Here is a 25,099-nt window from a genome sequence, read left to right on the forward strand (position 1 = left end):
GGGGGGGGGGGGGGGGGGGGGGGGGGGGGGGGGCGCGGGGGGGGGGGGGGGGGGGGGGGGGGGGGAGGAGTCGGGCCGGGTTAGCACGGTCGCGAACGATCCGTGACTTCCATGGTGTACCCGAGAGCCCTCTCAGGCAAACCCACGCGCCCACCTTACGCCGAATGGGCTGCCCCTATGCTCAGGGTTGTGGAAAACCACTCCTTGCCCCGCACAGCGGCCTTCTTTGACCTGGACAAGACGGTCATTGCGAAGTCGAGCACGCTCACCTTCAGCAAGTCGTTCTACCAGGGCGGTCTGATCAACCGCCGGGCCGTCCTGCGCACCGCGTACGCCCAGTTCGTCTTCCTCGCCGGCGGCGCCGACCACGACCAGATGGAGCGCATGCGCGAGTACCTGTCCGCGCTGTGCCGCGGCTGGAACGTACGGCAGGTCAAAGAGATCGTCGCCGAGACGCTGCACGACCTGATCGACCCGATCATCTACGACGAGGCCGCCTCCCTCATCGAGGAGCACCACCGCGCCGGGCGCGATGTCGTCATCGTCTCCACGTCGGGCGCGGAGGTGGTCGAACCCATCGGCGAACTGCTGGGCGCCGACCGGGTGGTGGCCACCCGGATGGTGGTGGGCGAGGACGGCTGCTTCACCGGCGAGGTGGAGTACTACGCCTACGGCCCGACGAAGGCGGAGGCGGTCCGCGAGCTGGCCGAGTCCGAGGGGTACGACCTCGACCGGTGCTACGCCTACAGCGACTCCGTCACCGATGTGCCGATGCTGGAGTCGGTCGGCAATCCGCACGCCGTGAACCCGGACCGCGCGCTGCGCCGGGAGGCCGTCGCGCGCGGGTGGCCGATCCTCGACTTCCACCGTCCCGTGCGGCTCAAGCAGCGGCTGCCCGGATTCTCGGTGCCGCCGCGCCCGGCTCTCGTCGCGGCGGCCGCCGTGGGAGCGGCGGCGGCGACCGCAGGGCTCGTCTGGTACGCCAGCCGGCGCCGGGGCGTGATCGCCTGAGCGCGCCCGGACGGCCGCGTTCAGCCGGATGCGGAATTCCGTGCGGGAACCGGACGCCCGTTTAGTTCGCGTTTGAACCTGAAAGTAAAGAAGTGCGGCGAGGGGTTCCGCTTGTCCCTCGCTTGCAGTACAAAGGACTCAACGGCCCGCGAGACCGAAGGACATCCGAAAGGATCACCTTCAAAACGCATTTGGCCCCACGGACCGAAGCATGAACACCGGGCACCCACGCGACGTCGACCCGTCGATTACGGGCCAGCCGCACCAGGTGACGGGCAAAGATCCCGGCCTGATGGGCGACATATCGAGGACGCTTGGTACCCCGGTGGTCATGCCGGCGGCGGTACGAGTCCTCGTACCGCCGCATCTTCGTGTACGGGCGTTTCTTCGGGCGCGACGCCGGTCGCCTCGCGCCCCGGACGCGCCGCCGCCCACCCCTACCGCACAGCGTCTATGCCGCGCCGCGCTGGAGCGCCTCGCAGACCGCCGTCGACTCGCGCGCGCCCAGCTCGACCGCCTTGGCGCAGTGGTTGATCCAGGCAGCCATGCCGTCCGGGGTGCCGGAGACATAGCCGTCCAGGGCGGCCAGATACGCCGCGCGGCCCAGCTCCGCGTGGCCCACCTCGGCCGGGCAGACCGACTTGGGGTCGAGACCGCTGCCGACCAGGACGATGCGCTCGGCCGCGCGCGCGACCAGGCCGTTGTGGGAGACGAAGGGGCGCAGCGCCAGGAGTTCGCCGTGCACGACGGCGGCCGTCACCAGGGCCGGCGCGGAACTGCCCGCGATGATCAGCTCCGCCAGGCCCTCCAGCCGCCCGGACACCTCGGCCGCGCCCGGCAGCTCCCGCTCGATCAGCGGCTCGTCGACGGGCTCGCCCGCCTGCCGCGGGCGTCCGACGGCGTCCTCATGGCCCGCGGCGGCCACCAGGTGCAGCCGGGCCAGGACCCTGAGCGGCGACTGCCGCCAGATGGACAGCAGCTGACCGGCCTCGGCCGTCAGCCGCAGCGCCGCACCGAGCACCCGCGCCTCGGCGTCCCCGCTGAAGTCGGTCCGCCGGCGCACCTCCTCCAGGGCCCAGTCCGCGCCGGACAGCGCCGCGGAGCCGCGCGCGCCGCGCAGCGCCGCCTCCGAGGTGATCGCGTTGCTCCGGCGCCGCATGATCCGGTGGCCGTAGACCCGGTCCACGGCTTTGCGCACGGACTCCACGGACTCGGCCACACCGGGCAGTGAGCCCAGGGCCGCGAGCGGGTCGGCGGTCGCGCCTGTCGTACTCATGGCTACGACCCTACGCACCCGTACGGGCCGTTCCTCGAAGGAGTGGTCTTCTTCACGCGGGGCACCACGCACCGCACACACGGCACTACTCTTGGTGAACATGAAAATTGCTTTCGTCGGGAAGGGCGGCAGCGGCAAGACCACTCTGTCCTCCCTGTTCATCCGGCATCTCGCGGCGGCCGGCGCGCCGGTCGTCGCCGTGGACGCGGACATCAACCAGCACCTGGGATGCGCGCTGGGCCTGGAGGAGTCCCGGGCGGCGGCGCTGCCCGCGATGGGCGACCGGCTGCCGCTGATCAAGGACTACCTGCGCGGCGACAACCCCCGCATCGCCTCCGCCGAGACGATGATCAAGACCACTCCGCCCGGCGAGGGCTCGCGCCTGCTGCGCGTGACGGAGGACAACCCGGTCTACGACGCCTGCGCCCGCGAGGTGGAACTCGACGGCGGAGCCGTCCGCCTGATGGTCACCGGCCCCTTCACGGACGCCGACCTGGGGGTCGCCTGCTACCACTCCAAGACCGGGGCGGTGGAGCTGTTCCTGAACCACCTGGTGGACGGCCGCGACGAGTACGTCGTGGTGGACATGACGGCCGGTTCGGACTCCTTCGCCTCCGGGATGTTCACCCGCTTCGACATCACCTTCCTCGTCGCCGAGCCGACCCGGAAGGGTGTCTCCGTCTACCGCCAGTACAAGGAGTACGCCCGGGACTACGGCGTCGTCCTGCGAGTCGTCGGCAACAAGGTCCAGGGCCAGGACGACCTCGACTTCCTGCGCGCCGAGGTCGGGGACGACCTGCTCGTGACCGTGGGGCACTCGGACTGGGTGCGCGCCATGGAGAAGGGCCGGCCGCGCCGGTTCGAGTTCTTGGAGGACGCCGACCGCCGGGCCCTGCGGCTGCTCCAGGTGGCCGCCGACGCCACCTACGAGCTGCGCGACTGGGAGCGCTACACCCAGCAGATGGCGCACTTCCACCTGAAGAACGCCGCCTCCTGGGGCAACGAGCGGACGGGGGCCGATCTGGCGGCCCAGATCGACCCCGGATTCGTCCTGGGCGAGGGCGTCACCGCCCCCGCCTGACGGCCGCTACGGCTTGGGCGCCCCGGGGACTCCCTTGGGCGCCGGAGCCGGCCGGGCCGACAGGAAGGACGCCCACCCCTGCTTGGGGGCCTCGCCGACCTCCAGTCCGCGCAGCTTGGCGAGGGTCTGCGGGTCCTGGGCGTCCAGCCAGTCGGCCAGCTGGTGGAAGGAGACGCAGCGCACGTCGGGCTTGTTGCACACCTCCTTCACCACGTCCTCGACGGCGCGCATGTAGGTGCCGCCGTTCCAGGACTCGAAGTGGTTGCCGATGACCAGCGGCGCGCGGTTGCCGTCGTAGGCGCGGTAGAAGCCCTTGAGCAGGCCGTCGCGCATCTGGTCGCCCCAGTAGCCGAACTTGTCGGGGTCGCCCTGGGTCTGGGTGCCCGACTGGTTGACCATGAAGTTGTAGTCCATGGTCAACTGCTCGAACGTGTGCCCGGGGAACGGCACCAGCTGCATGGACAGGTCCCACAGCCCGTCCTTCTTCTTGGGCCACACCTGGTTGTTGACGCCGCTGCTGTCGTAGCGGAAGCCCATCTGGCTCGCCGCCTTCATGAAGTTCTTCTGGCCCTCCAGGCAGGGGGTGCGGCCGCCGATCAGCTCCTTGTCGTAGTCGAAGGGCAGCGGCGCCAGGTTCTTGAGGCCGCTGTTGGTCTTCCAGGTCTTCACGAACTGCTTGGCCTGGTCGATCTCGCTCTTCCACTCGTCGACCGACCACTGGCCGACCCCGCCGTCGGGGCCGCAGAAGTGGCCGTTGAAGTGGGTGCCGATCTCGTTGCCCTCCAGCCAGGCCAGGCGCACCTGCTCGGCCGTGTCGGTGATGCCCTGGGCGTCGTTGAAGCCGATCTCCGAGCTGCCCGGCGCGTGCTGCGGAGGCCGGTACAGGTCGCGCTTGTCCTCGGGCAGCATGTAGACGCCGCTGAGGAAGAACGTCATCTTCGCGTTGTTGTCCTTGGCGACCTTGCGGAAGTGCGAGAACAGCTTCTGGCTGTCCTCGCCCGCGCCGTCCCAGGAGAACACGACGAACTGCGGGGGCTTCTCACCCGCCTTCAGCCGCTGCGGCTTGGGCAGGTGCGGCTGGGCGCCGGTGTACGCGGTGGACCCGTCGCCGATCAGGCGGACGGCGCTGCCGGGCGGCTGAACGGGGGCCTTCTGCGGACCGTGCAAGCCCTGCCGGGGAGCGTCGGCGCCGCTCGCACAAGCGGCGAGCGACGAGGCGCAGGCCGCGGCGATGACGACGCCGACGGCGATCCTCTGGGTGGCGGCCATGTTCCGCCCACCTTCTTCCTTCTCTCGTCCAACGCCGAGACGGCGTGTGCTGGTGCTGTGCCGGACGTCTGGTGCCGTGCCGACAGCGCCGCCAAGGTCGCACGGGGGCGAGAAGGAATTAGTACGACAAGCCGATAAAAAGCCCACTTCACTCATTGAGGTGACATGCGACCTCATTTGCCTCGAAAATCTATGCACGGACTTTACGTGGCATTACTTTTATTTTGCCAACCGTTGAATCGACCGCTCCCGAGGGGAGATCGAAGACATGTCGGCCTGCGCTCCCGCTCACGCCACCGATTCCGCCCGCGCCCAACACCCCCACCCACCGCACAGCCCGCCCCCGGGGCGGCGCTTCCGACTCGCCGGCGCCGACGTCTCGGCCGCCGTCGCGGTCTTCCTGATCGCCCTGCCGCTGTCCCTCGGCATCGCCCTGGCCACCGGCGCCCCGCTCCAGGCCGGTCTGGTGGCCGCCGCCGTGGGCGGACTCGTCGCCGGACGGCTCGGCGGCTCACCGCTGCAGGTCAGCGGCCCCGCCGCCGGACTCACGGTGGTCACCGCCGACCTGATCGCCCGTTACGGCTGGCGCACGACCTGCGCGATCACCGTCCTCGCCGGTCTCGCCCAACTGGGCCTCGGCTGTCTGCGCGTGGCCCGGGCGGCGCTCGCCGTCAGTCCCGCGGTCGTGCACGGCATGCTCGCCGGCATCGGCGTGACCATCGCCGTCGCCCAACTGCACATCGTCCTCGGCGGCAGTCCGCAGAGTTCGGTGCTCGACAACTTCCGGGCGCTGCCCGCCCAGTTGGCCGACCTGGACCCGGTCGCCCTCGCCGTGAGCGCGCTCACCCTCGCCCTGCTCCTGCTCTGGCCCCGGCTTCCCGGCCGGACCGGACGGCTCCTGCGCAGAGCACCGGCCCCCCTGGTCGCCGTGGTCGGAGCCACCGCCGTCGCCTCCCTCACCGGCCTGATGCTGACCCGGGTAGACCTGCCGTCCTGGCGCAGCCACGCCCTGGCCGGACTGCCCGAGGGGCCGGTGCTCGGCCTCGTCGCCGCAGTGTTCAGCACCACCTTGGTGTGCAGTGTGCAGTCCCTGCTCGGCGCGGTGGCCGTGGACAAGCTGGTGGCCGGGCGCGCCGGGCCGCTCGCCCGCCCCGGCCGCTCGGACCTGGACCGGGAACTGCTCGGCCAGGGCGCCGCCAACGTCGTCTCCGGAGCCCTCGGCGGACTGCCGGTCGCGGGCGTGGCGGTGCGCAGCTCGGCGAACGTGCGCGCCGGCGCCGTGAGCCGGAACTCCACGATGCTGCACGGCGTCCTCGTGGTGATCGCCGCGCTGCTGATGGTGCCGCTCCTGGAGCTGATCCCGCTCGCCTCGCTCGCCGCCCTGGTGATGGCCGTCGGCATCCAGATGGTGTCCCTGCACCACATCCGCACGGTGACCCGTCACCGCGAGGTGCCGGTGTACGCGGTCACCACGCTCGGTGTGGTCGTCTTCGGCGTCCTGGAAGGCGTGGCCCTCGGGGTCGGCGTGGCCGTCGCCCTCGCCCTGCACCGCCTCACCCGCACCCGGATCACCCATGACGAGCGGAAGGGGACCCACTACGTCCGTGTACGGGGCCAGCTGACGTTCCTCGCGGTGCCACGGCTGAGCCGCGCGCTGCACCTGGTGCCCCACGGGGCGGATGCGGTGGTGGAATTGGGCGGCTCCTTCATGGACCACGCGGCGTACGAGTCGCTCCAGGACTGGCAGCGCGCGCATCTCGCACAGGGCGGCACCGTCGAGTTCACGGGACGCCGCGCGGGAATCCGCACCGACGCCTCACCCCCTGCCGGCTCAACCCCTGCCGCCGCCACGACCGCTTCGGCGCCCCCGGCCACCGTCCCCACCGTCTCCACCGCCACGGCCGATGCCGGATGCCACTGCCGGCCCTGGACGCCCTGGCGCAACCACCGGTGCGCGAACGTCACGGACGCGGACCCGGCCCGTCCCGGCGACCAGCCCTGCGAGCCCGCTCCTGAAGGAGCGACCGCCGCCGACTCCGCACCCCCGCACAGCCCCGCTCTCCTCGTCGGGCCAGGCCCGAGCAGACGGCAACTCGCGCGCGGCCTGAGCACCTTCCAGCGCGCCACCGCGCCCCATGTGCGCGACGAGCTGGCCCGGCTGGCGCGGGAGGGGCAGCAGCCGTCGCAGCTCTTCCTCGCCTGCGCCGACTCCCGCGTGGTGACATCGATGATCACGGCCAGTGGCCCCGGCGACCTGTTCGTCGTGCGGAACGTCGGCAACCTGGTGCCGCCGCCGGGCGAGGGAAGCGGCGACGACTCGGTGGCGGCCGGGATCGAGTACGCGGTCGAGGTGCTGGGGGTGCGCTCCATCACGGTGTGCGGCCACTCCGGCTGCGGGGCGATGCGGGCACTGCTCGACTCGGGCGCGGTCGCCCGCTCCTCCTCCGGCCCTGACGCCGCCTCCGGCTCCGACGCCGGCTCCGGGTCCGACGCCCCCTTCGGCCCCGACTCCCGCTCCGAGTCCGACTCCCGCTCCGGCTCCGGCTCCGGCTCCGGCTCCGGCTCCGGTGACGGTCCGACACCGCTCGGGCGGTGGCTGAGGAACGGGCTTCCCAGCCTCGACCGGATGGCTGACCCCGCCAGACCCGGCCCCCTGCTGGCCGGCAGACCGCCCGCCGACGAGGTCGAGCGACTGTGCCTCGCGAATGTCGTCCAGCAGTTGGAGCACCTGCGCGCGCACGACTCGGTCGCCCGGGCGCTGCGGGAAGGCGCGCTGGAGCTGCACGGTCTGTACTTCCACGTGGCGGAGGCGCAGGCGTATCTGCTCTCGGAGACGGAAGAGGAGGTGGTCTTCACCCGCGTGGAAGCGGCGGAGGGCCTGCCGAGCCCCTCCTGACCCGCGCCCTGCATCGCCCCGCGCCTGCGGAGCCCCGTCCGGCCCGCCCGGCGGGCGACACGCACCCCGCAGGCGTGGCCCGGTTCGCCCTCCGGGGCATGCTGAACCCTGGCGACCCGCCATCCGTGGGAGGGGGTGAACAGCCCAGGCCACCGCACGGCCGCCGCACACCGTCCCGGCTGTGCACCCACCCCACACAGGTCTAAACCAATTTCCCGTCGACCCTTGTCATCGGACCCCCCGGTCTGATGAGCTGTGGCCTGGGACACAACGGACACCCTGGGAAAGGGAGATGTCGTGAGCAACGAAAGCCTGGCCAACCTGCTTCGCGAAGACCGCAGGTTTCCTCCGCCCGCTGACCTGGCCGCCAACGCCAACGTCACGGCAGAGGCGTACGAACAGGCCAAGGCTGACAGGCTCGGCTTCTGGGCCGAGCAGGCCCGCCGGCTGACCTGGGCCAAGGAGCCGACCGAGACCCTCGACTGGTCGAACCCGCCGTTCGCGAAGTGGTTCAAGGACGGCACGCTCAACGTGGCGTACAACTGCGTGGACCGGCATGTGGAGGCCGGGCACGGCGACCGCGTCGCGATCCACTTCGAGGGCGAGCCCGGCGACAGCCGCGCCATCACCTACGCCGAGCTCAAGGACGAGGTGTCCAGGGCCGCCAACGCCCTGCTCGAACTGGGCGTCCGCAAGGGCGACCGGGTCGCGATCTACATGCCGATGATCCCGGAGACCGCGGTCGCGATGCTGGCCTGCGCCCGGATCGGCGCCGCGCACTCCGTCGTCTTCGGCGGCTTCTCCGCGGACGCGCTGGCCACCCGTATCCAGGACGCCGATGCCAAGGTCGTGATCACGGCCGACGGCGGCTACCGGCGCGGCAAGCCGTCCGCGCTCAAGCCCGCCGTAGACGAGGCGGTCAGCCGCGTGGCCGGTGTGCGCAACGTGCTCGTGGTCCGCCGTACCGGTCAGGACGTGGCCTGGGACGACAGCCGCGACGTGTGGTGGCACGAGGCGGTCGGCCGCCAGTCGGCCGAGCACACCCCGGAGGCGTTCGAGGCGGAGCACCCGCTGTTCATCCTCTACACCTCGGGCACCACGGGTAAGCCCAAGGGCATCCTGCACACCTCCGGCGGCTACCTCACACAGGTCGCGTACACGCACTGGGCGGTGTTCGACCTCAAGCCGGAGACGGACGTGTACTGGTGCACGGCCGACGTCGGCTGGGTCACCGGCCACTCGTACATCGTGTACGGGCCGCTGGCCAACGGCGGGACGCAGGTGATGTACGAGGGCACGCCGGACACCCCGCACCAGGGCCGCTTCTGGGAGATCGTGCAGAAGTACGGGGTGACGATCCTGTACACGGCGCCGACCGCGATCCGCACGTTCATGAAGTGGGGCGACGACATCCCCGCCAAGTTCGACCTGTCCTCCCTGCGCGTGCTCGGCTCGGTGGGCGAGCCGATCAACCCTGAGGCATGGGTCTGGTACCGCAAGAACATCGGCGCGGACCGCACCCCCGTGGTCGACACCTGGTGGCAGACGGAGACCGGCGGCATGATGATCTCCCCGCTGCCGGGCGTGACCGACGCCAAGCCCGGCTCCGCGCAGCGCCCGCTGCCCGGCATCAGCGCGACCGTCGTGGACGACGAGGCGAACGAGGTGCCCAATGGCGGCGGTGGCTACCTCGTGCTCACCGAGCCGTGGCCGTCGATGCTGCGCACCATCTGGGGCGACGACCAGCGGTTCATCGACACCTACTGGTCCCGCTTCGAGGGCCGCTACTTCGCCGGTGACGGGGCCAAGAAGGACGACGACGGCGACATCTGGCTGCTCGGCCGCGTGGACGACGTGATGCTGGTCTCCGGCCACAACATCTCCACCACCGAGGTCGAGTCCGCCCTCGTCTCCCACCCCTCGGTCGCCGAGGCCGCCGTGGTCGGCGCGGCGGACGAGACGACCGGGCAGGCGATCGTCGCCTTCGTGATCCTGCGCGGCGCGGTGACCGAGACCGAGGACCTGGTCGCCGAGCTGCGCAACCACGTGGGCAGCACGCTCGGCCCGATCGCCAAGCCGAAGCGGATCCTGCCGGTGGCCGAGCTGCCGAAGACCCGGTCCGGCAAGATCATGCGCCGCCTGCTGCGCGACGTGGCGGAGAACCGGCAGCTCGGGGACGTCACGACGCTGACGGACTCCACGGTCATGGACCTCATCCAGACCAAGCTGCCGGCGGCGCCCAGCGAGGACTGACGGCACCTGACCGCAGGTTCCGAGCCCCGGGGCCGACGGGACTGAGGACGGTGCGGAAGGGGCACCCGGCGACACAGGCGTCACAGCGCCACAGGCGTCGGGGCCCCTCCCCCCCGCCTGTCCGGCACTCCCGGCGCGCTTTGGGTAGGGTGAGCTGAGCGACACAACGCAAAAAGATCCTCTAGGTGCGCCGGGAAGTCTGGTCGGCATGTGATCCGTCCTGCCCCCGCCCGGAGGTTCCCGTGACCGCGCCCCGCCCCCGTTCCGGCCCCACCGCCGCCCGCAAGGTCCTCGGACGCCTGTCCCTGCCCGAGCGGAACTTCGTCGCGGACGCGCTGCGCACCGAGACCGTCGGCGGCGTCATCCTGCTGGTCGCCGCGGTCGCCGCGCTCGTCTGGTCGAACATTCCCGCACTGCACGCGAGCTACGAGAGCGCCGGCCAGTTCCACTTCGGGCCCGCCGCCCTCGGCCTCCACCTGTCCGTGGAGCACTGGGCGGCCGACGGGCTGCTGGCGGTCTTCTTCTTCGTGGCCGGGATCGAACTCAAACGCGAACTGGTCGCGGGCGATCTCAAGGACCCCCGAGCGGCCGCGCTGCCGGTGATCGCCGCGCTGTGCGGCATGGTGGCGCCCGCGATCGTCTACACCGTCACCAGTCTCGCCGGCGGCGGCTCGCTCGGCGGGTGGGCCGTACCGACCGCCACCGACATCGCCTTCGCCCTCGCGGTGCTCGCGGTCATCGGCACCTCGCTGCCCAGCGCCCTGCGCGCCTTCCTGCTCACCCTCGCCGTCGTCGACGACCTGTTCGCCATCCTGATCATCGCGGTCTTCTTCACCGACCGGCTGAACTTCGCCGCCCTCGGCGGGGCGCTCGCCGGGCTGCTCGTGTTCTGGCTGCTGCTGCGCAAGGGCGTGCGCGGCTGGTACGTGTACGTGCCGCTCGGCCTGGTCATCTGGGGGCTGATGTACAACAGCGGCGTGCACGCCACCATCGCGGGCGTCGCGATGGGCCTGATGCTGCGCTGCACGACCCGCGAGGGCGAGGAGCGCTCCCCCGGCGAGCGCATCGAGCACTTCGTGCGCCCCCTGTCGGCGGGTCTGGCGGTGCCGCTGTTCGCGCTGTTCAGCGCGGGCGTGTCGCTGTCCGGCGGGGCGCTGGCGGACGTGTTCGGCCGGCCCGAGACGCTCGGCGTCGTGCTCGGGCTCGTCCTCGGCAAGACGATCGGCATCTTCGGCGGCACCTGGCTCACCGCCCGCTTCACCAGGGCCTCGCTCAGCGACGACCTGGCGTGGGCCGACGTGTTCGCCATGGCCACGCTCGCCGGGATCGGCTTCACCGTCTCCCTGCTCATCGGCGAGCTGGCCTTCGACGGCGACCCCACGCTCACGGACGAGGTCAAGGCCGCCGTCCTCGTCGGCTCCCTCGTCGCGGCGGCGCTCGCCACGGTCCTGCTGAAGCTGCGCAACGCCCACTACCGCAGGCTCTACGAGGCGGAGGAGCGCGACGAGGACCAGGACGGCATACCTGACGTGTACGAGGAGGACGACCCCGCCTACCACCTCCGCATGGCCGACATCCTCGAACACAAGGCCGCCGAACACCGCAGGATCGCCGGGGAGAAGGCGGCCGAACGGGCACGACGGCTTGCGGAAGTGCCGGGCGGGGCAGGCGAGGAGAACGACAGTCCGGCATGATCTGACGGGACGGTACAAAAATGGGACCGTCACCGGCCCGGCAAAGGCCGGGCGTCGGCACGCGAAGGCGGCCGGCGCCGAGCGGACGCCGGACGGACGTACGACACCCAGTCAGGCAGGAGAGGGAGACCGCGATGAGCGCACCCGACGGCAGCCCGGTCGGCGCCGAACGCAGCATCGGCCAGCTGTTCGCCTCGGCGACGACCGAATTGTCGGCGCTGGTGCACGACGAGATCGCACTGGCCAAGGCCCAGCTGAAACAGGACGTCAAGCGCGGCGCGGTGAGCGGCGGCGCGTTCTCGGTGGCCGGGGCGGTGCTGCTGTTCTCGCTGCCGATGCTCAACTTCGCCCTCGCCTACGGCATTCGGACCTGGAGCGGCTGGAACCTCGCGGTCTGCTTCCTGCTGTCCTTCGCGGCCAACGTCCTCGTCGCCGGCTTCCTCGGCCTGATCGGCGTGGTCTTCGCGAAGAAGGCCAAGAAGGGCAAGGGCCCGCAGAAGGTCGCCGCGTCGATGAAGCAGACCGCCGGTGTGCTGCAGCTGGCCAAGCCGCACCCGCGCCCGGAAACTCCCGCTCTGGAGGACCGCACGCCCGCCGCCATCGAGGCTGTGGCACGCTCGTCCTCATGACGGACCCCGCCACCCCTTCGGCGCAACCGACCTCGGTCGTACGGATGGACCTGCCCGGCGACCGCAAGGTGACGCACCGGGACGTCGCGGCCAACGGCGCCCGTTTCCACATCGCCGAAGTGGGTGACGGGCCGCTGGTGCTGCTGCTGCACGGCTTCCCGCAGTTCTGGTGGACCTGGCGGCACCAGCTCACCGCCCTCGCCGACGCCGGCTTCCGGGCCGTGGCCATGGACCTGCGCGGTGTGGGCGGCAGCGACCGCACGCCCCGGGGCTACGACCCGGCGGGCCTCGCCCTCGACATCACGGGGGTGATCCGCTCCCTCGGCGAGCCGGACGCCGCGCTGGTCGGCCACGACCTGGGCGGCTATCTGGCGTGGACGGCGGCCGCGATGCGCCCCAAGCTGGTCCGGCGGCTGGCGGTGGCGTCCATGCCGCACCCCCGGCGCTGGCGCGCGGCGATGCTCGCCGACGTGCGCCAGTCGGCGGCGAGTTCCTACATCTGGGGGTTCCAGCGGCCCTGGCTCCCCGAGCGCCGGCTCACCGCCGACGACGGCGCGCTGGTGGCCCGGCTCATCCGGGACTGGTCGGGTCCGCGGCTGCCGGACGACGAGGCGGTGGACGTCTACCGCCGCGCCATGTGCATCCCGTCGACCGCGCACTGCTCCATCGAGCCCTACCGCTGGCTGGTGCGCTCCCTGGCGCGCCCCGACGGCATCCAGTTCTACCGCCGGATGAAGCGGCCGGTGCGGGTGCCGACGCTGCATCTGCACGGGTCCCTGGACCCGGTCCTGCGCACCCGCAGCGCGGCCGGCTCCGGCGAGTACGTCGAGGCCCCCTACCGCTGGCGCCTCTTCGACGGGCTCGGCCACTTCCCGCACGAGGAGGACCCGGTGGCGTTCTCCACGGAACTGGTCAACTGGCTGAAGGACCCCGAGCCGGACCGGTGACGTCCCGGGCCGGCCGACGGCCGTTCCACGGCTTCACCGGCGACCGTTCCACATCCCGCCGGTGCCCGTTCCACAGCCCGCCGGTGACCGTCCCACGGCCCTCCCCGTGACCGTTTCGTAGCGGTCGGTATCCGAACGTGAACACCTGTCCTTCGAACGGCCACTTGCCCGGCGCATAAGCCAATTGGGTTGCCCGAAGGCGGTTATCGACCTTGGGGTGGGGGCAGACGTCCCGGTATGGGCTGGACGCACGACTACAGTGACGTAGCACGCACCCGCCGTTCGACGAGCGGTCCGGGCTCCCCTCACCGGGATGCGCCGCAACTGACGGCGACAGACCCGCGGGTGGGCATTCCGCGCATTCTGCGCCGCCGGGCCCGCTGGGTGTCCGTACGGCTGCGTCATCCTCGCGGCTGAACGGCGTTCCGTCCGCCGTACGGACCGCGTCGCACGGCCGAACACCGGCTGCTGACCCTGCCCGCCCTCCCCCGGGCGGGCTACATCGCGCAGCTGTCGCTGTCCACCTGCTGGTTCGCGGTGCGTCCCCGGAGGATGTCCTGCCGGATCTCGTCGGCGGTCAGCGCGTACCCGGTGTCGGCGTCGTCCAGGGACTTGGCGAACACCACGCCGTACACCTTGCCGTCGGTGGTGAGCAGCGGGCCGCCGGAGTTGCCCTGGCGGACGGTCGCGTAGAGCGAGTAGACGTCACGGCGCACGGTGCCGCGGTGGTAGATGTCCGGGCCGCTGGCCGGGATGCGCCCGCGCACGCGCGCGGACCGGACGTCGTACGCCCCGTTCTGCGGGAAGCCGGCGACGATCGCGCTGTCGCCGCTGCGCGCGTCGGTGTCGGTGAACTCCAGGGCGGGCGCCTTCAGGTCGGGCACGTCGAGCACGGCGATGTCGCGCCGCCAGTCGTAGAGGACGACGGTGGCGTCGTACTTCCGGCCCACCCCGCCTATCTGGACGGTGGGTTCGTCGACGCCGCCGACGACGTGCGCGTTGGTCATGACGCGGCGGTCGCCGAAGACGAAGCCGCTGCCCTCCAGCACCTTCCCGCAGCTGCGCGCGGTGCCCACGACCTTGACGACGGACCGTCTGGCGCGGTCGGCGACGGCGCTGTGCCGCAGCGCCGGGTCAGGGGGCCGTACGTCGGTGATGGGCTCGTTGGCGAACGGGCTGAAGACCTGCGGAAAGCCGTTCTGCGCGAGCACCGAGGTGAAGTCGGAGAACCAGGTGTTGGCCTGCGCGGGCATCACCCCGGAGACCCCGATCAGCACCTTGGAGTTGCGCACCTGCTTGCCGACGGTCGGTATCGTCGTGCCGCCCAGGAGCGAGCCGATCACCCAGGCGACGAGCAGCAGCGCGGCGACGTTGACGACGGCGCCGCCGGTGGCGTCCAGGGCGCGGGCCGGGGACCAGGTGATGTAGACGCGCAGCTTGTTGCCGAGGTGGGTGGTCAGGGCCTGGCCGACCGAGGCGCAGACGATGACGACGACGACCGCGACGACGGCGGCGGTGGTGCTGACCGGTGTGTTGTCCGTCAGCGCGTCCCAGATCAGCGGCAGCGCGTACAGGGCGACGACTCCGCCGCCCAGGAAGCCGATCACCGACAGGATGCCGACGACGAAGCCCTGGCGGTACCCGACGACCGCGAACCACACGGCGGCGACCAGCAGCAGGATGTCCAGCACGTTCACCGTGTCGAGCCTCGCCTCATCGTCTTTCGGTCACCGGTCACCGCGGGCCGGCCGGGACCGGCGGAGCGTTGTTGCGGCCGTCCGGTCCGGACGGCACGGAACACCCTGTCATGACCGCCAGTCGAGTGGGACCTGCTTGTCCCGGTCCCAGGGCAGTTCCCAGCCCGCGTAGTGCATCAGCCGGTCGATGATTCCGGCGGTGAAGCCCCAGACCAGGGCCGATTCGACCAGGAATGCCGGGCCTCGGTGGCCGCTGGGGTGGACGGCCGTGGCGCGGTTGGCCGGGTCGGTGAGATCGGCCACGGGGACGGTGAAGACGCGGGCGGTCTCGGCCGGGTCGACGACGTCCACCGGGGTGGGCGTGTGCCACCAGCCGAGCACGGGCGTGACGACGAAGCCGCTGACCGGGATGTAGAGCCGGGGCAGCACGCCGAACAGCTGGACGCCCTTCGGATCGAGCCCGGTCTCCTCCTCGGCCTCGCGCAGCGCGGCCCGCAGCGGTCCGTCGCCCTGCGGATCGCCGTCCTCGGGGTCGAGCGCGCCGCCGGGGAAGGACGGCTGCCCGGCGTGCGAGCGCAGTGAGCCGGCCCGCTCCATGAGCAGCAGCTCGGGCCCGCGCTCGCCCTCGCCGAAGAGGACGAGGACGGCGGACTGGCGTCCCGTGCCGTTCTCCGGCGGCAGGAAGCGGCTCAGCTGGACGGGGCGCACCGTCTCGACGACGCGCACCACCGGCTCCAGCCATCCCGGCAGCCCTTCCGTACTGAGGACGACCGGATCGCCCGGCCCCGCGGGACCGCCCGCGCCCGCCGAGCCGTCCGACTCCGTCGAGCCGCCCGGTCCCGTTGGGCCGCCCGCTTCCGCCGATGCGCCCCGCGCCGCCGATCCGTCCCGTCCCACCGCGCCGCCGCGCGCCGACGGCCCGCTCTGCCTGCCGCTCGCCGTCTCGCTCGTCCGCGTCATCGACACCCCCGTCCCTGTCCTCGTCCTCGTTCTCGTATCCGTCCGCACCGGAAGTCCTGTACGCGGAGAAGATCCCCTCCGCACCGGAAGTCCCGTCCGCGGCGAAGATCCCGTCCACGCCGCGGTCCCCGTCGCCCCGCCGTGTCCAACGCCCGGCGGCCCCGGGTTCGTTCCTGCGCGATCACCCGTTCGCCCTCAGCGGCGGGGCCGGTTTGCCGCCCGCGTCCAGATAGGCCTGCGGGGGCTTGAGGCGCTGGCCCGGGAAGCCGCCCTTCTCGTACTTCAGCAGCTTCTTCGCCTTCTCCGGGTCGGTCTCGCCCTCGCCGTACGCCGGGCACAGCGGGGCGATCGGGCAGGCTCCGCAGGCGGGCTTGCGGGCGTGGCAGATCCGGCGGCCGTGGAAGATCACGTGGTGCGACAGCATGGTCCAGTCGCTCTTGGGGAAGAGCGCGCCGACGGCCGCCTCGATCTTCTCGGGGTCGGTCTCCTCGGTCCACTGCCAGCGCCGCACCAGCCGCTGGAAGTGCGTGTCCACGGTGATTCCCGGGCGGCCGAAGGCGTTGCCGAGGACCACGAAGGCGGTCTTGCGGCCGACGCCGGGCAGCTTGACCAGATCTTCGAGCCGCCCCGGCACCTCGCCGCCGAACTCCTCCGTCAGCGCCTTGGACAGGCCCATGACCGACTTGGTCTTGGCCCGGAAGAAGCCGCAGGGCCGCAGGATCTCCTCGACGTGCTCCGGGTCGGCGGCGGCGAGGTCCTCGGGGGTGGGGTAGCGGGCGAACAGCGCGGGCGTCGTCTGGTTCACCCTCAGGTCGGTGGTCTGGGCGGACAGGACCGTGGCGACCAGCAGCTGGAAGGGGTTCTCGAAGTCCAGTTCGGGGTGGGCGTACGGGTAGACCTCGGCCAGCTCGCGGTTGATCCGGCGGGCGCGGCGGACCAGGGCGGTGCGCGACTCGCCCTTGGGCGGCTCGGGGGCGACGGTCTTCGCGGGCGAGGCCTTCGGCACGGCGGCGGTGGCCTTCTCGGTCACGACCGTCGCCTTCTTCCTCGGCCGCGCGGCTTTCGTCACCTTCACGTCTTTCGCTGCCTTCGCTGCCTTCGCCGGTTTCGCCGACGGCGCCGACTTCCTCGGCTTCCGCGTTTTCGCCGCTTCTCCGCCGCCCTCGGGCTCCTGTTCGCCCACGGCGGAATCCTGACGTACGACCACTCGCCCAGCCCCCTCGGCCTGTGCTCTCACCGGCGATTTGGACACCCGGCCAGCCTACGGCCCGGTACCGACATCCGCCGTGGACCCCGAAGATCGGCGCCCGATTGGACCCCTGCCGCGTACCCCGGGACACCTGTACGGCATCCTTGTGACAGATCACACTGTTTGGACCGTCCGGCAAAATGGGGAACACGGACCCCTGGCACCAGGGGTCTCAAGATCCTCTGAGCAGGTCGACAAGGAGAGAACTCGTGGACGACGTTCTGCGGCGCAATCCGCTCTTCGCGGCGCTCGACGACGAGCAGGCCGCGGAGCTTCGCGCCTCCATGACGGAGGTGACCCTCGCACGCGGCGACTCGCTGTTCCACGAGGGCGACCCGGGCGACCGGCTCTACGTGGTCACCGAGGGCAAGGTCAAGCTGCACCGCACGTCCCCCGACGGCCGCGAGAACATGCTGGCCGTCGTAGGCCCCGGCGAGCTGATCGGCGAGCTGTCGCTGTTCGACCCGGGCCCGCGCACCGCCACGGCCACCGCGCTGACCGAGGTCAAGCTGCTGGCCCTCGGCCACGGCGACCTCCAGCCCTGGCTGAACGTGCGGCCCGAGGTGGCCGGCGCCCTGCTGCGCGCCGTGGCCCGCCGGCTGCGCAAGACCAACGACCAGATGTCCGACCTGGTCTTCTCCGACGTGCCGGGCCGTGTGGCCCGCGCCCTGCTGGACCTGTCCCGCCGCTTCGGCGTGCAGTCCGAGGAAGGCATCCACGTCGTGCACGACCTCACGCAGGAGGAGCTGGCCCAGCTGGTCGGCGCGTCCCGCGAGACGGTCAACAAGGCCCTCGCCGACTTCGCCCAGCGCGGCTGGCTGCGCTTGGAGGCCCGCGCGGTCATCCTGCTGGACGTCGAGCGGCTGGCCAAGAGGTCCCGCTGACCTCCACCCCGGACGGGGGCCAGGCCTTCGAGGGACCCGTCCCGTACGGGGGCTCGGACCCCGACGGACTCGTCCCACCGGGGCCCGTCCCACCTGGGCGCTCACGCCCCGGGGGCTCCGCTCCGGCCGACGGCCTGCCCTACAGGGGCTCCGCCCCGGCCGGCGGCCCGTCCTCCGAGGCGGGCGCCGCACACCGGGCTCCGCCCTCCCGAGACGCCGCCCCGCGCCCGGGCCTCACCCCTGAGGGATACATCGCCCGCGAAGGATCCCTCGCGCGCGTGCCCGACGCGTTCCGCCCCGTCGTCGCGGCCGCGCGCACGCGGCTGCCGGAGATCTACGGGACGCGGCTGCACAGCGCGTACCTCTACGGGTCGATCCCGCGCGGCACCGCGCGCGTGGGCCGCAGCGACCTCGATCTGCTGATCGCACTGCGCGAGGAGCCCACGGACGCCGACCGGCGGGCGGCCGGCGCGCTCGGCGCGGCGCTCGACGCGCGGTTCCCGCAGATCGACGGCGTCGGCACACTGCTCCACGGCCGGGACCGGCTGCTCAGCGACCGGGAACGGCACGACCTAGGCTGGTTCGTCGCCTGTCTGTGCACGCCCCTGCTCGGCGACGACCTCGCCGCGCACCTCCCCCGCTACCGCCCCGACGACCCGCTGCTCGCCCGCGAGACCAACGGGGACCTCGCGCTGTTCCTGCCCCGCTGGCGGGAGCGGATCGCCGCCGCCGAGGACACCGACGAGGCGCGCAGGCCGCTGGTGCGGTTCATGTCCCGGCATCTCGTCCGCACCGGGTTCACCCTGGTCATGGGCCGCTGGCGGGGCTGGACCAGCGACCTGCGCGAGATGGCCGACGCGTTCGGCGCGTACTACCCCGCGCGGGCGGCGCAGCTGCGTACGGCGGCCTCGTACGGGTACGACCCGGTCGGCGACCCCGCCGTGCTGCGCCGCTACGTCGACGACCTCGGTCCCTGGCTCGCCGGGGAGTACGCGCGCGTGCACGGCGTCAAGGCGCCGAGGGACACGCCGTAGGGCGCCCGGCCGCCTGGAAGGCCGGGTGCGCTCCGCCGGGCGGCCCCCGGGCGCCTCAGATGATCCCGTGCTCCTCCAGGTACTCCAGCTGCGCCCGGACCGACAGTTCGGCGGCCGGCCACAGGGAGCGGTCCACGTCGGCGTACACGTGGGCGACGACGTCGGCCGGGCTGCGGTGGCCGTCCTCGACGGCCGTCTCGACCTGCGCCAGCCGGTGGGCGCGGTGGGCCAGGTAGAACTCGACGGCGCCCTGCGCGTCCTCCAGGACGGGGCCGTGGCCCGGCAGGACCGTGTGCACGCCGTCGTCCACGGTGAGGGACCGCAGCCGCCGCAGCGAGTCCAGGTAGTCGCCGAGGCGGCCGTCGGGGTGCGCCACGACCGTCGTACCGCGGCCCAGGATCGTGTCGCCGGTGACGACCGCCCGGTCGGCCGGGAGGTGGAAGCAGAGCGAGTCCGCGGTGTGGCCCGGGGTCGGTACGACCCTCAGCTCCAGACCGCCCACCTCGATCACGTCTCCCGCGCCGAGGCCCTCGTCGCCCAGCCGCAGGGCCGGATCGAGGGCACGCACGCGCGTGCGGGTCAGTTCGGCGAAGCGGGCGGCGCCCTCGGCGTGGTCCGGGTGGCCGTGGGTGAGCAGGGTCAGCGCGATCCGCTTGCCGGCCTGCTCGGCGGTGGCGACGACGTTGCCGAGGTGGCCCTCGTCCAGCGGCCCGGGGTCGATCACGACCGCCAGCTCGGAGCCGGGCTCGGAGACGATCCAGGTGTTGGTGCCGTCCAGGGTCATCGCGGAGGCGTTGGGCGCGAGCACGTTGACGGCCCGCGCGGTGGCGGGACCGGAGAGGACGCCGCCCCGGGGCTGGCCGGGGAGCGCTGCTGCGTCCGTCATGCGAGGGGACCTTCCTGGACGTCGGCGGGAACGTGCTTGGTGAACTCCGCGTGCCCCGGCCAGGACAGGACGACCTCGCCGTCCTCCAGGCGGGCCCGCGCCAGGACGGGGGTCAGATCGCGGTCCGGCGCGGCCGCCAGGGCCTCGGCAGGGCTCGTGTAGGGGATCAGCTGACGCAGGGTGGCGATGGTGGGCGGCATCATCACCAGCTCGCCCCGGTCGTAGCCGGCGGCCGCGTCCTCGGGGCGGATCCACACGGTGCGGTCGGCCTCCGTGGAGGCGTTCCGGGTGCGCTGGCCCTCGGGGAGGGCGGCCACGAAGAACCAGGTGTCGTAGCGGCGCGGTTCGAACTCGGGGGTGATCCACCGCGTCCAGGCCCCCAGCAGGTCCGAGCGCAGGGTCAGGCCCCGGCGGTCGAGGAACTCGGCGAAGGACAGCTCACGGGCGACCAGGGCGGCGCGGTCGGCCTCCCAGTCCTCGCCCGTGGTGTCGCCGACGACCGAGTCCGGGCCGGGACCGGCGAGCAGGACGCCCGCCTCCTCGTACGTCTCCCGGACGGCCGCGCAGACGATCGCCTGGGCCGTCGTCTCGTCCACCCCGAGCCGGTCCGCCCACCACGCGCGCGTGGGGCCCGCCCAGCGGATCGTGCGGTCGTCGTCGCGGGGGTCCACGCCGCCGCCCGGGTACGCGTACGCGCCCGCGGCGAACGCCATCGAGGCGCGGCGGCGCAGCATGTGCACGGCGGGGCCGTCGCCGGTGTCCCGCAGGAGCATGACGGTGGCCGCGCGCCTGGGCGGGACGGGGGTGAGGGTGCCGTCCGCGAGCGCGCGGACGCGGTCCGGCCAGTCCGGGGGGAACCACTGCCCATTCGCCATGGCCGGAGGCTATCCGGTGGCGCGCGAATGTTCGAGAGGCGCCTGGGGCGAGCGGGCCGACAGGGACATGGGAGTGTCGACGGGGACCTGGGAGTACTGGGCGAGCGGGACCGCGAGACGCCCGCGCGGGACATGCCTCGGGCCCGCGGTACACCCTCAGGGGCACCGGTCCGGCCGCCGGAGCACCGGCACGCAGCCCTGGAACAGCCTCACGGCACCGGTACGCCCAGCACGCCACCGGCACGCGTCTCGCACGCCACCGGCACGCGTCCCGCACAGCGCCCGTACGCCCCGCACGGCATCGGCTCGGCGCTACGGCGCCAGCTCGACCTGGATCTCGACCTCCACCGGGGCGTCCAGCGGCAGCACCGCCACGCCGACCGCGCTGCGCGCGTGCACGCCCTTGTCGCCCAGGACCTCGCCCAGCAGCTCGCTGGCGCCGTTGACGACGCCCGGCTGGCCGGTGAAGTCGGCGGCCGAGGCGACGAAGCCCACGACCTTCACCACGCGCGCGATGCGGTCCAGGTCGCCCGCGACGGACTTGACGGCCGCGAGCGCGTTCAGCGCGCAGGTGCGGGCCAGGGCCTTGGCCTCCTCCGGGGTGACCTCCAGGCCCACCTTGCCGGTGACCGGGAGCTTGCCGTCCACCATCGGCAGCTGGCCGGCGGTGTAGACGTACGGCCCGGACTGCACGGCCGGCTGGTAGGCGGCCAGCGGCGGCACGACCTCGGGCAGGGTCAGACCGAGTTCGGCGAGCTTCGCCTCGACCGCGCTCACGCCTGCTTCTCCCGCTTCAGGTAGGCCACCAGCTGCTCGGGGTTCGGGCCGGGCACGACCTGGACGAGCTCCCAGCCGTCCTCGCCCCAGGTGTCCAGGATCTGCTTCGTGGCGTGGACGAGCAGCGGCACGGTTGCGTATTCCCACTTGGTCATGGGGCGACTGTAGCCGCTGATCGGCGGCCTGCGGACGGCGACCACGACCGTGGTCGTCCACAGCCTCCCGCATGACCCGGGCGGCGGTTGTCCACAGCCTCCCGCGTGACCCGAGCGCCGACTGGTTAGGCTCGAAGACGTGAGCAGGCTCCAGGTCGTCAGCGGCAAGGGCGGGACCGGAAAGACCACGGTCGCCGCCGCCCTCGCGCTGGCCCTGGCCACGGAGGGGAAGCGGACGCTCCTCATCGAGGTCGAGGGTCGGCAGGGCATCGCACAGCTCTTCGAAACAGAGGCGCTGCCGTACGAGGAACGGAAGATCGCCGTCGCACCCGGGGGCGGGGAGGTGTACGCACTCGCCATAGACCCCGAACTGGCGCTGCTGGACTACCTCCAGATGTTCTACAAGCTCGGCAGCGCCGGCCGCGCCCTGAAGAAGCTCGGCGCCATCGACTTCGCCACCACGATCGCGCCGGGCGTCAGAGACGTCCTGCTGACCGGCAAGGCGTGCGAGGCCGTGCGCCGCAAGGACAAGGCCGGGCGGTTCGTCTACGACCACGTCGTCATGGACGCGCCCCCGACCGGCCGCATCACCCGCTTCCTCAACGTCAACGACGAGGTGGCCGGGCTCGCCAAGATCGGCCCGATACACAATCAGGCGCAGGCGGTCATGCGGGTGCTCAAGTCGGCCGAGACGGCCGTGCACCTGGTGACGCTGCTGGAGGAGATGCCCGTCCAGGAGACCGTGGACGGCATCGCCGAACTGCGCGCCGCGCGTCTGCCGGTGGGCCGCGTCGTGGTGAACATGGTGCGGCCGCAGGTGTTGGACGCGGCCGAACTGGAACTCGTACGGACGGTTCCGCGCACCGCCCTGGCCCGGTCGCTGTCCTCGGCCGGTCTCGGCGGCGCGCGGCGCGGCGGGAACGCGGAGCGGCTGGTGGACCCGCTGCTGGCGCAGGCCGAGGAGTACGCCGAGCGGTACGCGCTGGAGCAGGAGCAGCGCTCGGTCCTCGGCGAGCTGGACCTGCCGCTGCACGAACTGCCGTTGTTCGCCGAGGGCATGGACCTGGCGGGACTGTACGAACTGGCGACCGAGCTGCGGAAGCAGGGGATGTCATGAGCCCGGACGCGACCCCCGCGCGGGAGACCGACCGCTCCTCCGGCCAGCCGCAGGAGGCCGGCCGGCGGCTGGCGCCCGCGCGCGTGCTCGACGTCGATCCGCTGCTGGACGACCCGAAGACGCGGATCGTGGTGTGCTGCGGCTCGGGCGGGGTCGGCAAGACGACGACGGCGGCGGCGCTCGGGCTGCGCGCCGCCGAGCGCGGGCGCAAGGTGGTCGTCCTGACCATCGACCCGGCCCGCCGCCTGGCCCAGTCGATGGGCATCGACTCCCTCGACAACGTCCCCCGCCGGGTGAAGGGCACCGAGGAGGACGGCGAGCTGTACGCCATGATGCTCGACATGAAGCGCACCTTCGACGAGGTCGTGGAGGCGCACGCGGACCCGGAGCGGGCCGCCGCGATCTTGTCGAACCCCTTCTACCAGTCGCTCTCGGCGGGCTTCGCGGGCACGCAGGAGTACATGGCGATGGAGAAGCTGGGGCAGCTGCGCGCCCGGGACGAGTGGGACCTCATCGTGGTCGACACGCCGCCCTCGCGTTCGGCCCTGGACTTCCTGGACGCGCCCAAGCGGCTCGGCTCCTTCCTCGACGGCCGGCTGATCCGGCTGCTGACCGCGCCGGCGAAGCTCGGCGGGCGGGCGGGGATGAAGTTCCTGAACGTCGGGATGTCGATGATGACCGGCACGCTCGGCAAGCTGCTGGGCGGCCAGCTCCTGAAGGACGTCCAGACGTTCGTGGCCGCGATGGACACCACCTTCGGCGGTTTCCGCACCCGCGCGGACGCCACGTACAAGCTGCTCCAGGCTCCCGGGACGGCGTTCCTGGTGGTGGCGGCGCCGGAGCGGGACGCGCTGCGCGAGGCGGCGTACTTCGTGGAGCGGCTGGCAGCGGAGCGGATGCCGCTGGCCGGTCTGGTGCTCAACCGCGTCCACGGCAGCGGCGCCGGCCAGCTGTCGGCCGAACGGGCGATCGCGGCCGCGGAAAATCTTGAGGACGCCCGCATTGTGGATCAGGGGGAAGGGAAAGCTGAGTCTCGTAACTCTCCCGAAACACATGGCAGTTCGGACCCGGCCGAACCGACCGGCGTCTCCCCCGGCGCCTCGGACGGCACGTCGGCCGCCCCCTCGGACGACACGTCCGCCGACTCCTCGGACGACTCTCCCGCCGGCTCCCCCTCCGGTTCCGTCGCCGAGTCGGCCGACGCCGTCGACCGGGTGACCGCGGGTCTGCTGCGGCTGCACGCCGAGCGCATGCAGCTGCTCGCCCGTGAGCAGCGCACGCGGGACCGCTTCACCGCCCGCCACCCCGAGGTGGCGGTGGCCGAAGTGCCCGCGCTGCCCGGCGATGTGCACGACCTCGCGGGACTGCGGGACATCGGCGACCGGCTCGCGGACAACCGGCGCGAGCTGCCGGAACCGGGCGCGTGAGGCACGCGCGCGCGGGGCGCGTGGTGCGTCACGGGCGCGTGGTGCGTCTCGGGCGTGGGCGCGGGCGCGCAAGGCGTGCGGGGTAGCCGCGGCGTTGGCGGCGGCCCGCCCGGAATGGGCGCGCGGTCGGCATGGTCGTACGCCGGCGTGCGTGACGTGCGAGCCCGCGTGCACGGCGCGGGCGTGACGCGCACAGCGCACAGCGCACAGCGCACCGAAGGGCGACCGGTGCACGCGGCGCGTGGCAAGCGTGCCCGCCCGGCGCGCAGCGCATGGCCGGGGTGACTGTGCCCGGCGCACGCGGCGCGTGAAGGCGTGACCGGAGGTGCGCAGGGCGCGTATCGGCCGGGCGTCGGCCGGCCCCGCAGGGCAGGCGCGCCCGCGTCCCGGAGCACCCGATCGAGGCCCGACGGCCCGACGGCCCGACCGCAGTCGGCCAAGGCCCGGGGGCGGTCGGCCGCGGCCCGTGGGCGCTCGGCCCACAGCGCAGGGCGTCCGCAGAGCGCCGCCCTCAGCTCACCGCCGCGTAGACCTCAGCCCACCGCCGCGTAGTCCTCGTACACCTGGTCGTCGTCGAGGGACACCAGGCCCGTCCCGCGCTCGTACTCCATGCGCGCCGTCTCCAGCAGCCGGCGCCACGAGGTGACGGTCGGCCGTCGGCGCAGCAGCGCCCGGCGCTCCCGCTCCGTCATGCCTCCCCACACGCCGAACTCGACGCGGTTGTCGAGCGCGTCAGCGAGGCACTCGGTGCGCACCGGGCAGCCGGTGCACACCGCCTTGGCCCTGTTCTGCGCTGCTCCCTGAACGAACAGTTCATCCGGATCGGTAGTGCGGCAGGCCGCCTGCGCACTCCAGTCGGTTACCCAGCCCATACCGGCGCCGTCCTCTCCCGAATCGAGGCTCCCCCACGGCGGCAGCGGCATATTCACCGCCGCCAGTTGAGGACGTTACGGAAGGTGGGCACAGCGCAACACCCCCAGCG

General features: G+C 72.5%; 23 protein-coding genes. 13 read left to right on the forward strand and 10 right to left on the reverse strand.

Annotated elements, in window-relative coordinates; all coding sequences use genetic code 11:
• Window positions 1–177 precede the first annotated feature (177 nt).
• The gene (locus K7787_RS22775) at window positions 178–1,011 is read left to right on the forward strand and encodes an HAD family hydrolase (protein ID WP_009189832.1); all 834 of its coding nucleotides are present in this window, start codon (window positions 178–180) and stop codon (window positions 1,009–1,011) included.
• A gap of 451 nt (window positions 1,012–1,462) precedes the next feature.
• Here K7787_RS22775 and K7787_RS22780 read toward each other — a convergent pair whose 3' ends face one another.
• Complete coding sequence (locus tag K7787_RS22780) at window positions 1,463–2,287, reverse strand: Fic family protein (RefSeq protein WP_223002740.1); 825 nt, start codon at window positions 2,285–2,287, stop codon at window positions 1,463–1,465.
• Between the two features lie 100 nt (window positions 2,288–2,387).
• Between K7787_RS22780 and K7787_RS22785 the strand changes: the two genes are divergently transcribed.
• The gene (locus tag K7787_RS22785) at window positions 2,388–3,368 is read left to right on the forward strand and encodes an ATP-binding protein (protein ID WP_164387614.1); all 981 of its coding nucleotides are present in this window, start codon (window positions 2,388–2,390) and stop codon (window positions 3,366–3,368) included.
• Between the two features lie 6 nt (window positions 3,369–3,374).
• Here the strand turns inward: K7787_RS22785 and K7787_RS22790 are convergent, their stop codons facing one another.
• Window positions 3,375–4,637 carry a polysaccharide deacetylase family protein gene (locus K7787_RS22790; RefSeq protein WP_169439732.1) on the reverse strand — a complete coding sequence of 421 codons (1,263 nt, stop codon included), beginning with the start codon at window positions 4,635–4,637 and terminating at the stop codon, window positions 3,375–3,377.
• Window positions 4,638–4,905: 268 nt separating this feature from the next.
• On the opposite strand from K7787_RS22790, the gene K7787_RS22795 reads away from it, so the two are divergent.
• The 6 genes from K7787_RS22795 (at window position 4,906) to K7787_RS31900 (ending at window position 13,473) form a co-directional block, all read left to right on the forward strand.
• Entirely contained in the window at window positions 4,906–7,533 is a 2,628-nt protein-coding gene (locus tag K7787_RS22795; protein WP_223002741.1) for a SulP family inorganic anion transporter, read from the forward strand.
• Window positions 7,534–7,830: 297 nt separating this feature from the next.
• The gene (acs, locus tag K7787_RS22800; protein WP_164387612.1) at window positions 7,831–9,786 is read left to right on the forward strand and encodes an acetate--CoA ligase; all 1,956 of its coding nucleotides are present in this window, start codon (window positions 7,831–7,833) and stop codon (window positions 9,784–9,786) included.
• A 242-nt stretch (window positions 9,787–10,028) separates the two neighbouring features.
• On the forward strand, window positions 10,029–11,480 hold the full coding sequence (gene nhaA / locus K7787_RS22805; protein WP_043261110.1) for a Na+/H+ antiporter NhaA: 1,452 nt from the start codon (window positions 10,029–10,031) through the stop codon (window positions 11,478–11,480).
• Between the two features lie 134 nt (window positions 11,481–11,614).
• Window positions 11,615–12,109 (forward strand): phage holin family protein, encoded by a 495-nt coding sequence (locus tag K7787_RS22810; protein ID WP_009189824.1) that lies wholly within the window; start codon window positions 11,615–11,617, stop codon window positions 12,107–12,109.
• Window positions 12,106–13,056 carry an alpha/beta fold hydrolase gene (locus K7787_RS22815; protein ID WP_009189823.1) on the forward strand — a complete coding sequence of 317 codons (951 nt, stop codon included), beginning with the start codon at window positions 12,106–12,108 and terminating at the stop codon, window positions 13,054–13,056. Before K7787_RS22810 ends, K7787_RS22815 begins: the two co-directional genes overlap by 4 nt.
• Before the next feature lie 237 nt (window positions 13,057–13,293).
• Window positions 13,294–13,473: a hypothetical protein gene (locus tag K7787_RS31900; RefSeq protein WP_078512072.1), complete on the forward strand. Its 180-nt coding sequence runs from the start codon at window positions 13,294–13,296 to the stop codon at window positions 13,471–13,473.
• A gap of 80 nt (window positions 13,474–13,553) precedes the next feature.
• Here K7787_RS31900 and K7787_RS22820 read toward each other — a convergent pair whose 3' ends face one another.
• The 3 genes from K7787_RS22820 to nth all read right to left on the reverse strand — a co-directional run bounded on the left by K7787_RS22820 (window position 13,554) and on the right by nth (window position 16,788).
• Complete coding sequence (locus K7787_RS22820) at window positions 13,554–14,753, reverse strand: MarP family serine protease (RefSeq protein ID WP_169439728.1); 1,200 nt, start codon at window positions 14,751–14,753, stop codon at window positions 13,554–13,556.
• 108 nt (window positions 14,754–14,861) lie between these two features.
• Window positions 14,862–15,713, reverse strand: coding sequence for an NUDIX hydrolase (locus K7787_RS22825; protein ID WP_247721183.1), 852 nt, complete (start codon window positions 15,711–15,713; stop codon window positions 14,862–14,864).
• Between the two features lie 181 nt (window positions 15,714–15,894).
• On the reverse strand, window positions 15,895–16,788 hold the full coding sequence (gene nth / locus K7787_RS22830; protein ID WP_308036438.1) for an endonuclease III: 894 nt from the start codon (window positions 16,786–16,788) through the stop codon (window positions 15,895–15,897).
• On the opposite strand from nth, the gene K7787_RS22835 reads away from it, so the two are divergent.
• The 3 genes from K7787_RS22835 (at window position 16,727) to K7787_RS22845 (ending at window position 18,880) form a co-directional block, all read left to right on the forward strand.
• Complete coding sequence (locus tag K7787_RS22835; protein ID WP_223002743.1) at window positions 16,727–16,909, forward strand: hypothetical protein; 183 nt, start codon at window positions 16,727–16,729, stop codon at window positions 16,907–16,909. The two genes, nth and K7787_RS22835, sit on opposite strands and share 62 nt — an antisense overlap.
• A 262-nt stretch (window positions 16,910–17,171) precedes the next feature.
• Complete coding sequence (locus tag K7787_RS22840) at window positions 17,172–17,846, forward strand: Crp/Fnr family transcriptional regulator (protein WP_009189818.1); 675 nt, start codon at window positions 17,172–17,174, stop codon at window positions 17,844–17,846.
• A 278-nt stretch (window positions 17,847–18,124) separates the two neighbouring features.
• A complete protein-coding gene (locus tag K7787_RS22845) occupies window positions 18,125–18,880 on the forward strand; it encodes a nucleotidyltransferase domain-containing protein (RefSeq protein WP_308036439.1) in 756 nt (251 codons plus the stop codon).
• Between the two features lie 55 nt (window positions 18,881–18,935).
• Here the strand turns inward: K7787_RS22845 and K7787_RS22850 are convergent, their stop codons facing one another.
• The 4 genes from K7787_RS22850 to sp36 form a co-directional block, all read right to left on the reverse strand.
• A complete protein-coding gene (locus K7787_RS22850; protein ID WP_223002744.1) occupies window positions 18,936–19,766 on the reverse strand; it encodes an MBL fold metallo-hydrolase in 831 nt (276 codons plus the stop codon).
• A complete protein-coding gene (locus K7787_RS22855) occupies window positions 19,763–20,641 on the reverse strand; it encodes an NUDIX hydrolase (protein WP_223002745.1) in 879 nt (292 codons plus the stop codon). The genes K7787_RS22850 and K7787_RS22855 overlap by 4 nt, the downstream gene beginning before the upstream one ends.
• A 312-nt stretch (window positions 20,642–20,953) precedes the next feature.
• Window positions 20,954–21,418 (reverse strand): RidA family protein, encoded by a 465-nt coding sequence (locus K7787_RS22860; protein ID WP_223002746.1) that lies wholly within the window; start codon window positions 21,416–21,418, stop codon window positions 20,954–20,956.
• Entirely contained in the window at window positions 21,415–21,573 is a 159-nt protein-coding gene (gene sp36 / locus K7787_RS22865) for a Sp36 family protein (protein ID WP_009189813.1), read from the reverse strand. The genes K7787_RS22860 and sp36 overlap by 4 nt, the downstream gene beginning before the upstream one ends.
• Before the next feature lie 139 nt (window positions 21,574–21,712).
• Between sp36 and bagA the strand changes: the two genes are divergently transcribed.
• The gene (bagA, locus tag K7787_RS22870) at window positions 21,713–22,690 is read left to right on the forward strand and encodes an ATPase BagA (RefSeq protein ID WP_009189812.1); all 978 of its coding nucleotides are present in this window, start codon (window positions 21,713–21,715) and stop codon (window positions 22,688–22,690) included.
• Window positions 22,687–24,117: an ATPase BagB gene (gene bagB / locus K7787_RS22875; RefSeq protein WP_223002747.1), complete on the forward strand. Its 1,431-nt coding sequence runs from the start codon at window positions 22,687–22,689 to the stop codon at window positions 24,115–24,117. Before bagA ends, bagB begins: the two co-directional genes overlap by 4 nt.
• Window positions 24,118–24,650: 533 nt before the next feature.
• Here bagB and wblA read toward each other — a convergent pair.
• Window positions 24,651–24,989: a transcriptional regulator WblA gene (wblA, locus tag K7787_RS22880; RefSeq protein ID WP_019982590.1), complete on the reverse strand. Its 339-nt coding sequence runs from the start codon at window positions 24,987–24,989 to the stop codon at window positions 24,651–24,653.
• Between the last annotated feature and the right edge of the window lie 110 nt (window positions 24,990–25,099).

Origin of the sequence: Streptomyces sennicomposti, assembly GCF_019890635.1 — a bacterium.
GTDB lineage: Bacteria > Actinomycetota > Actinomycetes > Streptomycetales > Streptomycetaceae > Streptomyces > Streptomyces sennicomposti.

Excerpts from the sequence above, each read along its gene's own strand:
- K7787_RS22775 (WP_009189832.1), top strand. The coding sequence starts at position 178 with ATGCTCAGGGTTGTGGAAAACCACTCCTTGCCCCGCACAGCGGCCTTC.
- K7787_RS22780 (WP_223002740.1), bottom strand. The coding sequence starts at position 2,287 with ATGAGTACGACAGGCGCGACCGCCGACCCGCTCGCGGCCCTGGGCTCA.
- K7787_RS22785 (WP_164387614.1), top strand. The coding sequence starts at position 2,388 with ATGAAAATTGCTTTCGTCGGGAAGGGCGGCAGCGGCAAGACCACTCTG.
- K7787_RS22790 (WP_169439732.1), bottom strand. The coding sequence starts at position 4,637 with ATGGCCGCCACCCAGAGGATCGCCGTCGGCGTCGTCATCGCCGCGGCC.
- K7787_RS22795 (WP_223002741.1), top strand. The coding sequence starts at position 4,906 with ATGTCGGCCTGCGCTCCCGCTCACGCCACCGATTCCGCCCGCGCCCAA.
- K7787_RS22810 (WP_009189824.1), top strand. The coding sequence starts at position 11,615 with ATGAGCGCACCCGACGGCAGCCCGGTCGGCGCCGAACGCAGCATCGGC.
- K7787_RS22815 (WP_009189823.1), top strand. The coding sequence starts at position 12,106 with ATGACGGACCCCGCCACCCCTTCGGCGCAACCGACCTCGGTCGTACGG.
- K7787_RS31900 (WP_078512072.1), top strand. The coding sequence starts at position 13,294 with ATGGGCTGGACGCACGACTACAGTGACGTAGCACGCACCCGCCGTTCG.
- K7787_RS22825 (WP_247721183.1), bottom strand. The coding sequence starts at position 15,713 with ATGACGCGGACGAGCGAGACGGCGAGCGGCAGGCAGAGCGGGCCGTCG.
- K7787_RS22850 (WP_223002744.1), bottom strand. The coding sequence starts at position 19,766 with ATGACGGACGCAGCAGCGCTCCCCGGCCAGCCCCGGGGCGGCGTCCTC.
- K7787_RS22855 (WP_223002745.1), bottom strand. The coding sequence starts at position 20,641 with ATGGCGAATGGGCAGTGGTTCCCCCCGGACTGGCCGGACCGCGTCCGC.
- sp36 (WP_009189813.1), bottom strand. The coding sequence starts at position 21,573 with ATGACCAAGTGGGAATACGCAACCGTGCCGCTGCTCGTCCACGCCACG.
- bagB (WP_223002747.1), top strand. The coding sequence starts at position 22,687 with ATGAGCCCGGACGCGACCCCCGCGCGGGAGACCGACCGCTCCTCCGGC.
- wblA (WP_019982590.1), bottom strand. The coding sequence starts at position 24,989 with ATGGGCTGGGTAACCGACTGGAGTGCGCAGGCGGCCTGCCGCACTACC.